General features: G+C 38.8%; 16 protein-coding genes and 1 riboswitch. Of the genes, 3 read left to right on the forward strand and 13 right to left on the reverse strand.

Going from position 1 to position 13,877, the window contains the following annotated elements:
* The first annotated feature begins 72 nt into the window (after positions 1-72).
* Complete coding sequence (locus tag ABVF21_RS01190; protein ID WP_194221638.1) at positions 73-978, forward strand: LysR family transcriptional regulator; 906 nt, start codon at positions 73-75, stop codon at positions 976-978.
* Positions 979-1,022: 44 nt separating this feature from the next.
* Here the strand turns inward: ABVF21_RS01190 and ABVF21_RS01195 are convergent, their stop codons facing one another.
* The 4 genes from ABVF21_RS01195 to ABVF21_RS01210 form a co-directional block, all read right to left on the reverse strand.
* On the reverse strand, positions 1,023-2,429 hold the full coding sequence (locus ABVF21_RS01195) for an MFS transporter (RefSeq protein WP_303531638.1): 1,407 nt from the start codon (positions 2,427-2,429) through the stop codon (positions 1,023-1,025).
* An 86-nt stretch (positions 2,430-2,515) separates the two neighbouring features.
* Entirely contained in the window at positions 2,516-3,085 is a 570-nt protein-coding gene (locus tag ABVF21_RS01200) for an HAD-IA family hydrolase (protein WP_303531636.1), read from the reverse strand.
* Positions 3,086-3,210: 125 nt separating this feature from the next.
* The gene (locus ABVF21_RS01205; RefSeq protein WP_303531635.1) at positions 3,211-4,593 is read right to left on the reverse strand and encodes a glycine--tRNA ligase; all 1,383 of its coding nucleotides are present in this window, start codon (positions 4,591-4,593) and stop codon (positions 3,211-3,213) included.
* A 381-nt stretch (positions 4,594-4,974) separates the two neighbouring features.
* The gene (locus ABVF21_RS01210) at positions 4,975-5,112 is read right to left on the reverse strand and encodes an anti-repressor SinI family protein (RefSeq protein WP_303531633.1); all 138 of its coding nucleotides are present in this window, start codon (positions 5,110-5,112) and stop codon (positions 4,975-4,977) included.
* A gap of 25 nt (positions 5,113-5,137) precedes the next feature.
* Positions 5,138-5,226, reverse strand: a riboswitch (cyclic di-GMP riboswitch).
* A gap of 225 nt (positions 5,227-5,451) precedes the next feature.
* Between ABVF21_RS01210 and ABVF21_RS01215 the strand changes: the two genes are divergently transcribed.
* Complete coding sequence (locus tag ABVF21_RS01215; protein WP_303531632.1) at positions 5,452-5,682, forward strand: hypothetical protein; 231 nt, start codon at positions 5,452-5,454, stop codon at positions 5,680-5,682.
* A 32-nt stretch (positions 5,683-5,714) separates the two neighbouring features.
* Here ABVF21_RS01215 and ABVF21_RS01220 read toward each other — a convergent pair whose 3' ends face one another.
* From ABVF21_RS01220 to ABVF21_RS01235, 4 genes are all read right to left on the reverse strand, one after another.
* Positions 5,715-6,029 (reverse strand): thioredoxin family protein, encoded by a 315-nt coding sequence (locus ABVF21_RS01220; RefSeq protein ID WP_371017311.1) that lies wholly within the window; start codon positions 6,027-6,029, stop codon positions 5,715-5,717.
* Positions 6,030-6,291: 262 nt separating this feature from the next.
* Positions 6,292-7,575 carry an ergothioneine biosynthesis protein EgtB gene (gene egtB, locus ABVF21_RS01225; RefSeq protein WP_371017312.1) on the reverse strand — a complete coding sequence of 428 codons (1,284 nt, stop codon included), beginning with the start codon at positions 7,573-7,575 and terminating at the stop codon, positions 6,292-6,294.
* Positions 7,576-7,645: 70 nt separating this feature from the next.
* Positions 7,646-8,284 (reverse strand): SGNH/GDSL hydrolase family protein, encoded by a 639-nt coding sequence (locus tag ABVF21_RS01230; protein WP_303531626.1) that lies wholly within the window; start codon positions 8,282-8,284, stop codon positions 7,646-7,648.
* A 62-nt stretch (positions 8,285-8,346) separates the two neighbouring features.
* The gene (locus ABVF21_RS01235; protein ID WP_371017313.1) at positions 8,347-8,556 is read right to left on the reverse strand and encodes a glutaredoxin family protein; all 210 of its coding nucleotides are present in this window, start codon (positions 8,554-8,556) and stop codon (positions 8,347-8,349) included.
* Between the two features lie 104 nt (positions 8,557-8,660).
* Between ABVF21_RS01235 and ABVF21_RS01240 the strand changes: the two genes are divergently transcribed.
* Positions 8,661-9,356: a Crp/Fnr family transcriptional regulator gene (locus ABVF21_RS01240; protein ID WP_306558400.1), complete on the forward strand. Its 696-nt coding sequence runs from the start codon at positions 8,661-8,663 to the stop codon at positions 9,354-9,356.
* Between the two features lie 75 nt (positions 9,357-9,431).
* Here the strand turns inward: ABVF21_RS01240 and ABVF21_RS01245 are convergent, their stop codons facing one another.
* From ABVF21_RS01245 to ABVF21_RS01265, 5 genes are all read right to left on the reverse strand, one after another.
* Positions 9,432-9,638: a hypothetical protein gene (locus ABVF21_RS01245; protein WP_303531622.1), complete on the reverse strand. Its 207-nt coding sequence runs from the start codon at positions 9,636-9,638 to the stop codon at positions 9,432-9,434.
* 110 nt (positions 9,639-9,748) lie between these two features.
* The gene (locus tag ABVF21_RS01250; RefSeq protein ID WP_303531621.1) at positions 9,749-10,864 is read right to left on the reverse strand and encodes an aminopeptidase; all 1,116 of its coding nucleotides are present in this window, start codon (positions 10,862-10,864) and stop codon (positions 9,749-9,751) included.
* A 104-nt stretch (positions 10,865-10,968) separates the two neighbouring features.
* Positions 10,969-12,417, reverse strand: coding sequence for an aldehyde dehydrogenase (gene aldA / locus ABVF21_RS01255; RefSeq protein ID WP_371017314.1), 1,449 nt, complete (start codon positions 12,415-12,417; stop codon positions 10,969-10,971).
* A 73-nt stretch (positions 12,418-12,490) separates the two neighbouring features.
* Entirely contained in the window at positions 12,491-13,360 is an 870-nt protein-coding gene (locus ABVF21_RS01260; protein ID WP_303531616.1) for a patatin-like phospholipase family protein, read from the reverse strand.
* A 122-nt stretch (positions 13,361-13,482) separates the two neighbouring features.
* The gene (locus ABVF21_RS01265) at positions 13,483-13,620 is read right to left on the reverse strand and encodes a hypothetical protein (RefSeq protein WP_194221627.1); all 138 of its coding nucleotides are present in this window, start codon (positions 13,618-13,620) and stop codon (positions 13,483-13,485) included.
* Positions 13,621-13,877: the final 257 nt, after the last annotated feature.

A 13,877-nucleotide genomic window follows, 5' to 3' on the forward strand; every position in this document is an offset into this window, starting at 1 on the left:
CAATGCTTCCAATATATAATTTAGATATAATTAATCTAATATTGATATGAATCAAAGGAGAGATTGTTTTAAATGGAACTCAGGCAATTGTATTATTTTATGGAAGTCGCGAAACGAGAGCATGTGACAGACGCAGCTAATTCCCTTCACGTCGCACAATCAGCTGTAAGTAGACAAATTGCCAACCTTGAATCTGAGCTTGGAGTGCAGTTATTTATTCGAGAAGGCCGGAATGTAAAGCTAACACAAGTAGGACATATATTTATGGATCATGCTGAAACGGCCATTTCAGAAATTGAACGCGCGAGACAAGCCGTATATGAATTTTTAAATCCTGATACAGGGACGATTCGAATTGGATTTCCAAACAGCCTTGCCGCTAAAACATTACCTACCGTTATTTCTGCATTTCGAAAGGAGCATCCTAGCGTTGGATTTCAATTAAGACAGGGATCTGTACAAGATCTTACCGATGCAGTAAGTAAAGGGGAGATAGATATTGCTTTCGTGTCCCCAGTGCCGAAAGATCGAACTGATGTTGATGGGCATATTTTCTTTACAGAAAAACTATTAGCCCTCCTCCCTATATCTCATCCCCTGGCTGACTATCCAATGCTACGGCTCGGACAATTAAAAAATGAACCATTTGTGCTGTTTCGCTCTGGTTATGCCCTGCATCATCTCGTTACTTCAGCCTGCCAGCAAGTTGGATTCAAACCACGTATTGCGTTTGAAGGTGAAGATATCGATACGATTAAAGGACTAGTTGCAGCTGGGCTTGGTGTAAGTCTACTACCTGAGATAACCCTTTCCGAGCAGCTCCCAGGAGAAACAGTTAAAATTGAGTTATCCGAGCCAAACGTCACGAGAACAGTCGGCGTCATTATCCCGCAAGGAAGAGAGTTAGCTCCTTCTGAAAGAAAGTTTTTTGAATTTCTTACCCATTTTTATGAAGTTCTTAACCGATTTGGACAATAAAAAACCATGTCGAGCGACTACGCTCGACATGGTTTTTTAATCAATTAACTTTGTGATGCTTTTGACGGCATTTTTAGAAAGACGCCGAGAATAAGTCCAGTTAGAAATATAACCGAAGCAGCTAGATACATATGCTCATATCCTGATAGAATCATCTCCCTTACTCCATCCGTTATTTTGCTACCGCTAAATGAACTTGAACCTGAAGTCGCTATGAATCCTGCAAGGATAACAGGACCAAGCGATGTGCCAACAGATCTAAATAAACTTACTAGAGAAAGCGCTGCGCCAGCTTCTCGATCAGGAGTTAACTCAAGGATAATGTAATTAAGCGGTGTACCCATTGTAAATCCAATCCCAACACCAGACAGCACCATACCAAGCGAAAGGGTTAGCCACCCATCTGCTAGATAAGTAAAGACGAGTGAGCCAAGAAGACTTAATGAAAAGCCTAATAACACGACTTGTTTAGCGCCCCACTTATCAAGAAGAACACCTCCTATAGGTGCTGCAAATCCAGAAGCAACGGCTAAAATTGTCATCACATAACCACCCTGGCCCCTTGATAATAACAAGATAATTTCAGAGAATGACGGTACGAAAATCATACTAATGATCCCAATACCGGTAATCGTTGAAATAAGTAATGCGAGAACAATATTCCGATCAGTAAAGTAGCTTAATTTCACTATAGGATCCGCGGCCGCTTTTTCGACCTTGATCAATGGATAAATAAGCACGAGACTGATAAGTAACAATGGCCATACAAGCAATGATTGGATGGATTGAAGAAATTCACTCGTTTCAAGGTTGGTTAGACCTAGTAAAAGGGACACAATGAGAAATGATAGAACAAGCGCTCCGCCCCAATCAAGAGTAGGTTTCTTACTCTCTGTTCGGTCATCCGGAAGCTTTAACCCCATTATGATAATAACAACAGCAATTGGAAGGTTGATAAAGAAAATCCAGCGCCAGCTAAGCTGTGCAACGAAGAAACCTCCAACGTTTGGTCCTAATATAGTTGCTACACCAAACATCGCACCTACTAAACCAAGGGCCATACCTCGTTTTTCTTTCGGAAAACTACTTCCAATTACAGCATTCGCTATCGGAATGATTCCCCCTCCTCCGAGGGCTTGAATCGCTCTTCCAACTAATAGAACAGGAAGGGATTGACTAACTCCCGCAAGAAGGGAACCTAGTGCAAATAACGTAATCCCTGCAAGAAAAATACGCTTTCTTCCAAATAAGTCAGCAAGTTTTCCTACAATCGGCATGCTTACCGCATAAACAAGTGTATAGATCGTAACGACCCAAACTGTCCATTTCAAATCGATGCCAAGATCTTCTATAAGTGTTGTTAAGGCAGGAGAAACGATTCCTGAATCAAGCGCGCCTAGAAAAACCCCTAATAAAAATGTAATTAAAATAAAGCGAAGTTTTTTATCCACGGCAAAACCATCCCCTTCATATTCATATGTGTATTATCACATATGAATATGAAGGCTTCAACTTTTAAAATGCTTTAAAAAGCTTTTTACAAAGATGGCCATAACAGGTTTTTCAAGTCTTCATAATTAGTAACATATAGATCGGCGCCTGAAGAATTATTCTGAAACAAACACGTTTTCATTCCCACTTCTTTAGCGGGGAGAATATCAAGTACTCTGTCACCAACGGCAAGATCCAGCTGATACTTGTTATTCAAATGGTGATAGGATGCAGGATCAGGCTTACGTGGAAATCCATCATCTCCGGCTACAAGATCAGCGAAATAATGCTCCATTTTAAAATACTCTAAAATCGTGATCACCTCTTCACGCGGTTTATGAGTCATGATGACATTCAATTCAGCTTTTTGAAGAATTGTTTTCAAACCAGGAAATGGTGGTTTATCTTCTGGTGACAAAGCATTATCCATTTTACGAAACGTTTTAATTTGTTCTTCAGTTAATTGAAACACTTCCGTCGCATGACGAAAAGACACTTTTAGCTCTTTTAAAATATCTTCTTCCTTTACATCATTAGAAACTAATTCTTTCATCACTTTTGTAAAAGCAGGGTATGTATCAAATAATGTGCCATCAAAATCCCATAGAATCCTCACTTACTATTCACTCCTTATTAGTTATAAAACAAGTTTGTTTAATCTCGCGGGTAAACGATCAATAAGAATCATTGTCATTCTTTATTATAAAGAAAAGCCGCTCGAATTTTGAGCGGCTTCTTACATTAAAATTGTGTTTTTTCTTCAAGAAAGCTTTTCAGTTCAGAAATCGGCATTCTCTTTTGTTCCATTGTGTCACGGTCACGAATCGTCACTTGTTGGTCTTCAACAGAATCAAAATCAAATGTAATGGCATACGGTGTACCAACTTCATCATGACGACGGTAACGTTTACCAATTGAGCCAGCCTCATCATAATCAACCATAAAGTATTTTGAAAGTTCCGCATGAACAGCACGCGCTTCTTCAGAAAGCTTCTTAGATAGAGGGAATACAGCAGCTTTAAACGGAGCGATCGCTGGATGGAAGTGCATCACACTTCTAGTTGTGCCATCTTCTAGCTCCTGTTCTTCATATGCTTCAATCAAGAAAGCAAGAGTGACGCGGTCAGCACCAAGTGAAGGCTCAATGCAATAAGGTACATACTTCTCACCTGTTTGTTGATCGTGATAAGTGAAATCTTCATTGGAATGTTCCATATGCTGCTTTAAGTCGTAATCTGTTCGAGAAGCAACACCCCAAAGTTCGCCCCAACCAAATGGGAACTTGTACTCGATATCAGTTGTTGCATTACTATAATGCGACAGTTCATCTTCCGCATGCTCACGCAGTCGGATGCTATCTTCTTTTACACCAAGATTTAGAAGCCAGTTTTTGCAGTACTCTTTCCAATACTCATGCCACTCTAGTTCGTTACCTGGCTTACAGAAGAATTCAAGCTCCATTTGTTCAAATTCACGAGTACGGAATGTAAAGTTTCCAGGTGTAATTTCATTCCGGAAGCTTTTTCCAACTTGTGCAATACCAAAAGGCACTTTCTTACGCATAGAGCGTTGAACATTTTTAAAGTTTACGAAGATTCCCTGCGCCGTTTCTGGGCGAAGGTAAATTTCACTCGTGCTCGATTTTGTTACACCTTGATGGGTTTTAAACATAAGATCAAATTGACGGATTTCTGTGAAATCTTCACTGCCACACTCCGGGCAAGTAATATGATTTTCTTTCATCAAACGCTCCATTTCTTCAAATGAAAGGCCGTCTGCAATCATGTCCTCTTCTTCAGTTGAAAGAGCGTCCTCAATTAATTTATCTGCACGGTGACGTGTTTTACAGCTTTTGCAATCAATTAAAGGATCATTGAAATTACCTAAATGTCCTGAAGCTTCCCACGTTTTTGGATTCATTAGAATGGCGGCATCTAGACCACTATTATAAGGTGATTCTTGAACAAACTTCTTCCACCATGCATCTTTAATATTTTTCTTAAGTTCTACACCAAGTGGTCCATAATCCCATGTATTTGCTAGTCCACCGTAAATATCAGAACCAGGGAAAATAAATCCTCTGTGCTTCGATACTGAAACGATCTGATCCATTGAAATTGTCATGTCATTCTCTCCTTTTTTCTCAATCAATATAAAAAGCTCCCAATCCATGGACAAAAAATGTCCAGGGACGAGAGCTTATGCACCCGCGGTTCCACCCTAGTTGATGCAAATAAGGCATCCACTTTAAGTAACGTAACTCCAGACTGCCGTTTCATCAGACCTCGTTCGGGCTTCCACCGTCCCCGAATCGCTAAAAACAAGGTTACTCTGACTACTATTTATCCTTCATAGTTAGTATGGTTTATGTATGCAATTGATATGACATATGATACAAAAAATATTGCCCTAAAGTCAAGGAATATTCATTTCACACCGTATTTGCTTTCATCAAAGCTTATCACAAAAAAACGACCTTATAGGTCGTCATGCATTTATGTATATTCATAGATGTCGGTTTTTGTGTTGTTTTAAGAATGCTTGTACCTCTTCTTTCTTCAATCCAAGTTCTCTGGCAGCCCTCATGAGAATAACCCATTCTTGATCAAGTACCTTCTTAGGCTTAGGTTTAGCCATGGTCATTCTTTTCTCCTCCTTCATGGGTTTTCCAGGAGGACCAGCCGTCATCGTTGGAGAACCAACATTAGACCTGTGTCTTTGCGTCCCATCCTTTAGGATGGTTTGCCCTTGTCTGGAGAATTCAGAAATGACACATTCCGACCATAAACTTACAAAATACACAACTTTTTAGTGAATCGATGTGATTATCGAGAAGTTTGACGTTATATGCTACTAATATACCAGTTATTCGATGAAAATTCAAAATATTTTTAAATTTCCATTTCTACTTCTAACATCCTACGATTTCACTCATATGCTAACTGTATTCCCTGAATATATTTTTCGCAAAGGAAGAGTGATATGCAGAGAAATCACATTAGTACCGCTTGGAGCGGTAAACATGTTGTTTTACTTCGTTGTGAACCCATCTCTAGCACCGTAAAAACCATGTATAAAAGTATTCATGCCCCAACAGAACCATTACATCCACATTGTAGTGAAACACTCTCTACTTACCTTAGCATTGGATATACAGTTGCATTTGTTCATTCATTAATTGACGGCTCCATCGAATATGTTCTAACAAAATAAAAGAAGGTTGCCTTCGCAACCTTCTCTTTTGTTTAGAATTGACTTAAATATTCTTTCACCTGATCTGGATTTTTGGTATTCGCACTATGCAAGTGACCAATCTTTTTGCCGTCTTTATAGACAAGAAGGCTCGGGATACCCATAACATCATTTTCCTCTGTAATTTCAGGGAATTGTTCAATATCGATTTGAGCCCATTGCTTTTCATGATGCGCATTCATTATATCATCAATAAAAAAGTCAAGGCGCTTGCAATCCGGGCACCAGTTAGCTTCATATTTTAGAATGGATACGCCATTATTGTTAATGAATGACTGATAAGAATCAGCTGTTTCAATCTTCTTCATGATTATCTCTCCTTCACCTATATCTTCATTAACAATTATATCGAAATAATCATTGAATGTCTGTAAGAAAGCTTACGTTAATTCACACTAAGATAGTGCAAACTGAAAAGCTGTTCTTGATCAGTCCATGTTTTCATTGGTGTGAAACCTGAATTCTCTGCTAACTGTTTAAGTTCTTTAAGATTCTGTTCGAGTCGGATAGTATTCTTCTGGCTATGTGATTTCTTCAAATAGCTCTGATCCATTGCGAAGTTTTTAATGATTACTTATCATCTGCAAGACGAATGCCGGTAAATTGCCAGCGTTTATCTGGACCAAAGAAATTTCGATAAGTCGGACGAATATGAGATACGGAGGTAACACATGATCCGCCTCTTAGAATCATCTGACTGCTCATGAATTTTGCATTATACTCACCCAACGCCCCGTCAAGCGGTTTATTACCAGGGTAAGGCATATAAGGACTTTTCGTCCATTCCCACACATCTCCATAGGCTTTTTTTATTCTACCTTCATTTTCCTTGATCGATGCCACGGGATGATAGATGCCATCTTCAACAAAATTACCCGCAATCGGCTGATCGCGAACTGCAAGTTCCCATTCGGACTCAGAAGGAAGTCTTTTACCTACAAAGCTTGCATATGCTTCAGCTTCGTAGTAACTAATATGTGTAACAGGTTCTTCTATATTTAGTGGAACTAACCCATGGAGCGTAAAAGTATACCACTCCCCATCCTTTTCAACCCAATGCAACGGTGCTTGCCAATTTTCTTTCTTTACTGTTGCCCAACCATCTGATAACCAGTAGGTCGCTTCTTTATAACCACCAGCTTTAATAAACGCAAGATACTCCCCGTTCGTTACTGTTCTAGTCGCTAACTTAAATGGCTCAAGCCAAGATTTATGTATTGGACGTTCATTATCAAAGGAAAAACCATCATCTTCATTTATACCCGTTTCAATCAGACCTCCCTCAAACGAGATCCACTCTAATGGTGTAGCTTTTTCTTTAGAATTAACCTCAAGTGAACGGTAGACGGGTTTCAATGGATTAATGGAAAAATTATATTTAATGTCGGTCATTAAAAGCTCTTGATGCTGTTGCTCGTGATTCAATCCGATTTCTACTAAATCAGCAACCTGGTGAAGTTTACTATCGTCAATTTCTTGAATAAGAGTAACCATTTCTTCATCAATATCAGATCGATAGCTTCTAACTTTATCTATATTTGGTCTGCTCAGCAAACCTCTTGCATGGCGAGGGAAATAACTTCCTACACTTTCATAGTACGAGTTAAATAAGTATTCGAATTCTTCGTGAAACGACTTGTAATTTTCACAGTATTCTTTCAGAATAAACGTTTCAAAAAACCACGTTGTGTGTGCCATGTGCCATTTGGGAGGACTTACATCTGGAATCGATTGAATAGTGAAATCCTCCGTTTCAAGTGGTTCCACTAATGTGTTCGTCATTGTGCGTGTTGCTTCATAAGCATGAAGCAATTGTTCTCGTAATTCGTTTAATTGAATGGATTGTTGTACCATAAGTTCCTCCCCAAAATCTTAATAATTTATGAACATAAAGTTTTACCCTAGTTTTAACTAAATTAAACATTTAAAGACATATTCCTGTTTTTATGAGAGCATTTGAAATTTCTTTATGGCCCTTTGTGTTGGGATGAATTCCATCTGAAGCTAAAAATTCCTTTTCCCGTCCTTTAAAAACTGGATAAATATTAGCAACTTTAACGAATTTTCCAGCTGAACATGTTTCAATGTGTCGGTTAAATGCCTTAACCCAAACATCTGAAAAAGCTAAATCAGGAATGGGGTTATACAAATTCACAATCCGAATCATTGCTTGAGCGTAATTCCGTTTTAGCTCCTTCGATAAATAGGCTACAATCCAACTCATATTCTGACAACATTCATGTAAAGCACCATCTAGTACAGCCTTGTTTTTTGTAATAGCGTAAGCTTCAGCTGCATCAATCAGATCGTTTCCTCCGGCTGTGACCGTAATAACAGGCGATTGTTTCATAGGAATTTGGGAGCAATAGAGCCATCGTTTAACATCTGCAGTAGTCGCACCATTTTCTGCAAACGTTCGCGCTTTAACCGGAAATTGTAACTCGTAATTTAGAGAATTGGAATAAAAGTCTACAAATGTTGGAGTAAACAAAACCGTTCCAGTACCTAACGTAATAGAATCTCCTATTGCGGTATATTTAACAGAAGTAATTGAGTCAGACATAGAATCACCTCTTAATTATAGATGCCCTATATTATTCCACTCAACACTCTATTGTTACTTTGCTAGTTAAGGTCTTCCAAAAAAAGAGCTTCTTCACCTTTTACGAGGAAAGGCACTTGACATTCCCCTGCTACCTTTATAAGATCTTTAAGTCTTTCCGGTTGTTCCATTAAGTTGACTTCTACAAATGGAATATTTCTTTCCTTAAGATGTTGCTTCATTTTATAGCAATCGATACAAGCCGTAATCGTAAATAACGTAACCTGTTCCATGTTAGACTTCTAACCTCCTAACATAGTTGAGTATAAGTGATAAAATAGATAAAATGATGTAAGCTAAATTACGGAGTACAACTACTTTGACATGAATGAAGGTGATGAAAATAGATAAATTAACAATGTTATCTCAGATCAATTTATTTGAAGAACTTGAAATGAATGATTTAATGCAAATTGATCGCGTAAGTGACATGCAACCTTTAAAAAAAGGAACAGTCATATTAGGACCCGAAAACCCGATGAAAGCCCTCTTCCTTTTAAAAAAAGGAACGGTACGTCTCTATCGCTCAAACGCTGCAGGAAAACAATTAACTGTTGACCTTCTAGGAGACGGTAACATCTTCGGTGAAACATCTAGTTTCTCTCTCAATGACGATTCCGTATATGCGGAAGCCATGTCTGACGTATATGTCTGCGTCATCGGAAAAGATCAATTTGAAGAACTTATTTCCGAAAACCCCAAGCTCGCCATAAAATTCATTGAAATTCTTTCTTCTCGTTTAAAGGAAATCTATGAAATGAGTGAAAACCTGGCGCTCAGGAGTGTAAAATATCGAATCCTATCGCTTTTAATGAAACTCAGCGAAAAATTTGGTAAAAGAAAGAATGAATGGCAAACCATTGATATTAAGTTAACGCATTATGATATCGCTACGATGATCGGGTCCACAAGAGAAACAGTGAGCGCCACAATTAGCGAACTTAAAAAAGCTGGCTACATAAAAAAAACGCCGCTAACATTTGCGATCCATGCAGAAAAGGCAATATCCTACATGGAAGAAAACGGCGAATAAGAAGCAGAGACATCTGATATCCTCTTCACAAGAAAAGACGCTACGTTTCATTAGCGTCTTTTCTTGCCCCTCGATCTAATTTGCAGCTTTTCCATCTGAGTCTTTCTGGTTATCCTTTTTTCCTTCTAGTTTATCCCACTTAATCGGTCTATTGAGATTTAATTTTTTTTTCAAGTTCAATAAACAGTTGAAATGACCAACATACCATTTATCGAACTTCACCATATGAATGGTTTCCCAGTCTCTCATCTCCTTCGTACATCCATCACAATGTATTTCCATTGGAAGGCACTTCCTGTCTTAAGTAGTTTTCTTTATTTATATTCAAAGAACTGAAAATGTGATTGGTCATCTGTACGAAAAAACGCATCCAATGGATGCGTTTCTCTACTTTATTTTAGATTCTCTGGATTTAACACTTGAAGTGCTTCAGGGACAAACTTGCCATCTTTGCGAATTAACTCATCATCAAACCAGATTTGCCCGCCACCATATTCCGGACGTTGGATTAAAACAAGATCCCAATGAACGGAAGAATCGTTGCCGTTTGGCGCTTCATCATAGGCTTGTCCTGGGGTGAAATGGAAAGACCCATCGATTTTCTCATCAAAGAGAATATCTTTCATTGGCTCACGAATGAAAGGATTGACTCCGATAGCGAATTCTCCAATAAATCGTGCACCTTCATCCGTGTCAAGAATTTGATTAAGTCTTTCTGTATCGTTTGCAACTGCGTCAATTACTTTCCCGTTCTCAAAAGTAAGCTGGACGTTTTCAAACACAAAACCGTTATAAGGAGAAGGTGTATTATACGTAATAACGCCATTGACGCTATCTTTTACAGGGGCCGTAAATACTTCTCCATCAGGTATGTTAAGTTCACCCGCACATTTTACAGCTGGAATATCTTTAATAGAAAAACTTAAATTTGTATCCGGGGAAACGATTCGGACTTCGTCAGCTTTGTTCATACGCTCAACAAGGACATCCATTGCCTCACTCATTTTTGCGTAATCCATTGTACAAACATTGAAGTAGAAATCTTCAAATGCTTCTGTACTCATACCTGATAACTGTGCCATTGATTCATTAGGATATCTCATCACAACCCATTTCGTATGTTTTACACGTTGGTTGCTGTGAACTTTTGTTTTGTAAATCTGATTATAGAGAGCCATTTTCGCTTCAGGAACGTCAGAAAGTTCATTAATGTTCTCAGAACCACGAATGCCAATATACGCATCCATTTTCTCCATTTGATTTAAGTCGATTTCGGCCCATTCTGTTATTTGTTCTTCTGTGGCATTCATCAATAGCTCACGAAGAACTTGATTATCTCTTAAATTCACATGAGGAAAGCCCCCTGCTTTATGTACTTCTTTTACAATGCTCCGCACTAATGAATTATTCACATCAAAAGCTTCAATCAAGACATGTTCACCTTGTTGGATTTTTGTAGAATACTGCACAAGTTTCTCTGCAAACTCTATAATACGAGAATCAAACATATTCTCCCTCTTTTCATCAAATTAATATTCTTAACCCTTTCTATTATACGCTCTAGACCGGAGTTTCTTCAAACATTAGAAAACCGGGCATACGCCCGGTTTTATTATTTGATATCTTGATCGTATTCCATATAGATAACGTGTGTCTTAAGATATTCATTAAGACCATGTTTACCATCTGCACCACCGATACCTGATTGTCCCATACCTGCATGGAACCCTTGAACCGCTTCAAAGTTCTCACGGTTCACATACGTCTCACCATATCGAAGGACGTTCGATGCCTTCATCACTTCGTGCATGTTATCACTAAAGATCGATGAAGATAGTCCATAATGAGTATCGTTAGCCATTTCTAGAACTTTGTCAAAATCGCTATATACAACAATCGGTAAGACTGGTCCGAAAATCTCTTCTTGTATAACGTTCATATCCTGTGATACATCAGTAAGAACAGTAGGTTCAAAGAAAAAGCCTTTGTCCCGATCTACACGCTTCCCACCTGTTTTCACAACAGCACCAGCTTTCACTGCATTATTCACCATTTCTTCGACAGAATCGATTTGCTGTTTGTTCGCAAGTGGACCAATGTCACATCCATCTTCGTTTAAAGAGTCCCCTACTTTTGTATTCTTAAAAGTATTAGTAATTTTCGAGATGAATTCTTCGGCTACGTCTTCATGCACATATACACGTTCTGCATTTGTACAAGCCTGACCATTGTTGGTTATACGAGATGTCGTAATCTTCTCAACGGCTAGGTCAACGTTCGCATGTTTTGTTACGATCGCTGGCGCTTTACCACCAAGCTCAAGGTTCACTTTTGTAATGTTTTTAGCAGCCGCTTCCATTACTTTTGAACCAGCTGGATAGCTTCCAGTTAAGCTAATCATTTGTACGTCTGGTGAAGAAGCAAGTGGCGTACCAATGTCTGAACCTTTACCAGTAACTAAGCTAAATACTCCTTTAGGAACGCCAATTTCATGGATAATACTTGCTAGCTCACATGCTGTATTTGGCGTATATTGACTTGGCTTAATAATAATCGGACAGCCTGTGACAAACGCTGGCGCTACCTTTCGAGCGAAGATAAACATTGGGAAGTTCCATGGCACGATACCGCCAACGATTCCGATCGGCTTTTTGAAAACAAGAATATTCTCATTCGGGCGATCACTTGGGAGTACTTCTCCTTCGTATCGTCTTGCCCAACCTGCCATATAGCGGAAGTAATCAATCGTTAGGTCTACTTCTGCCTTTGAAGCATCTACTGTTTTACCATTTTCTTCAGTCAACATGTTAATAAAAGCTTCTTTTTTCTCTTCTACTTTATCGGCAATCTTATATAAGTATTCAGCTCGTTCAATTGAAGGTTTCTTTTCCCACTCTCTCTGGGAAGCTTTAGCAGCTTCAATTGCACGCTGCACGTCATTCTCATCACTTTTCGGAATTCTTGAAATCACTTCTTCTGTTGCTGGATTGATCACTTCGAGCATTTCTTCTGAATGACTATTTGTAAATTCACCGTTAATGTATAGTTGATAGCTTTTCACTTGAAAGACCTCCTACATAGTGTTGGAGAACTGTTCCCAAGTTAACTATATTCTTAAACATATGATCACACATTCAAACAGTTTCTTTCGCTAACTCCCTCTTTTCAAGCCAAGCTTCTAGTTCTTTATGATGCCTTTTCATCTCTTCATATCCTTGATTGTATAAAGTCGTGAGACGAAGCTGTGACTTTTCTATCCGTGCTACTTCAAGAGGTGTTGAAGGTTGAATGATAAAATAATTCTCCCGATTTGCTTCTATATGATCAAGTGTTTGATTGTAATGAATATATCGCTTTGTAATGGCTTGTGCGAGCGCAGGATTTTTCCGATAAAGACGTTGAATCATCCATGATAACTTTGATTTCTGCTTTCGATATCCTTCATTGCGGGTCAAAACGACTACATGACTTTTATTGCCATCGACTTCCGATTTTTGAACTGGGATCGGATCTGTAATACCGCCATCCAGATGAAAACGATTATTAATTTGAACGGGCGGGGCCATGAATGGTAATGAGCTCGATGCTCTTAGAATCGAAAGAATCTGTTCACCATCATCTTTCTTATTAAAATAATAAGGTTTCCCGGTAGAGATATCTGTTGTGCCAATAACAAATTGCTCAGTAGCATTCTGAAATGCATCAAAATCGAACGGCACATGAGTAGAAGGAATTTCATTAAAGATTAAATCCATACCAAACAGCTGTTTTTTACGGAATAAATTCTTGTATGAAATGTATTCGGGATGATTCACATAATCAATAAGTACTGTGCGGTTCCTTCCATTTTGCCTTGAGAGGTATGAAGCTGCATTACATGCACCAGCAGATACGCCAATCACATAAGGAAAATACAACTCGTGCTCCATCATATACTCTAAAACGCCTGCCGTATAAACGCCTCTCATCCCTCCGCCTTCTAGTACAAGACCTACTGAATTCATTTAAAAGTCCCCTTTTCAATCATCTATATTTAATTTTACTGGAGTTGGAAATGAACCTCAAGAAAGCAAGCTTAGTTTCTCGTCAATAGTAAAAAGCTCCCTGCCATTGCAGGAAGCTTACTTTATTCTTCGCGTTCTTCATTCTGAATTGTTTTATGCCCTGTTGATGCTTCGTGAGGGAACTTTGTTTGATCTGCTGTTTTCGGTCGTTCACGTTCCATTCCTTTTTTCTTATGATCAAATGCCTTTCCTCGGCCCATCTTACCCCTCCTTTCACCTCTTCGTATTCTCCCACTTACGGAAAAAAAGTATCCGAAAAAAGTTTGAATGGGCATGTATAGAAGCAGATGAAAGCGGCCATGATAATTAGTGAAGAGGGAAGAACAAAAGTGCATAAGGAAAACGGAAGCTTTTAAGGAGATGGTCGCGTTGAACTACTCTGTTGGTAAAACAAGGCTCTGACAACTTTCATTAGAAAGAGGTGTCTCCAAAAGACAACTACCGTTCTACCCCATCG

The organism is Pseudalkalibacillus sp. JSM 102089 (assembly GCF_041366475.1).
In the GTDB taxonomy this organism is placed as follows: Bacteria; Bacillota; Bacilli; order Bacillales; family Guptibacillaceae; genus Guptibacillus; species Guptibacillus hwajinpoensis_B.

Excerpts from the sequence above, each read along its gene's own strand:
- ABVF21_RS01190 (WP_194221638.1), top strand. The coding sequence starts at position 73 with ATGGAACTCAGGCAATTGTATTATTTTATGGAAGTCGCGAAACGAGAG.
- ABVF21_RS01205 (WP_303531635.1), bottom strand. The coding sequence starts at position 4,593 with ATGACAATTTCAATGGATCAGATCGTTTCAGTATCGAAGCACAGAGGA.
- ABVF21_RS01210 (WP_303531633.1), bottom strand. The coding sequence starts at position 5,112 with ATGACCATGGCTAAACCTAAGCCTAAGAAGGTACTTGATCAAGAATGG.
- ABVF21_RS01215 (WP_303531632.1), top strand. The coding sequence starts at position 5,452 with ATGCAGAGAAATCACATTAGTACCGCTTGGAGCGGTAAACATGTTGTT.
- ABVF21_RS01220 (WP_371017311.1), bottom strand. The coding sequence starts at position 6,029 with ATGAAGAAGATTGAAACAGCTGATTCTTATCAGTCATTCATTAACAAT.
- egtB (WP_371017312.1), bottom strand. The coding sequence starts at position 7,575 with ATGGTACAACAATCCATTCAATTAAACGAATTACGAGAACAATTGCTT.
- ABVF21_RS01230 (WP_303531626.1), bottom strand. The coding sequence starts at position 8,284 with ATGTCTGACTCAATTACTTCTGTTAAATATACCGCAATAGGAGATTCT.
- ABVF21_RS01235 (WP_371017313.1), bottom strand. The coding sequence starts at position 8,556 with ATGGAACAGGTTACGTTATTTACGATTACGGCTTGTATCGATTGCTAT.
- ABVF21_RS01240 (WP_306558400.1), top strand. The coding sequence starts at position 8,661 with ATGAAAATAGATAAATTAACAATGTTATCTCAGATCAATTTATTTGAA.
- ABVF21_RS01245 (WP_303531622.1), bottom strand. The coding sequence starts at position 9,638 with ATGGAAATACATTGTGATGGATGTACGAAGGAGATGAGAGACTGGGAA.
- ABVF21_RS01250 (WP_303531621.1), bottom strand. The coding sequence starts at position 10,864 with ATGTTTGATTCTCGTATTATAGAGTTTGCAGAGAAACTTGTGCAGTAT.
- ABVF21_RS01260 (WP_303531616.1), bottom strand. The coding sequence starts at position 13,360 with ATGAATTCAGTAGGTCTTGTACTAGAAGGCGGAGGGATGAGAGGCGTT.
- ABVF21_RS01265 (WP_194221627.1), bottom strand. The coding sequence starts at position 13,620 with ATGGGCCGAGGAAAGGCATTTGATCATAAGAAAAAAGGAATGGAACGT.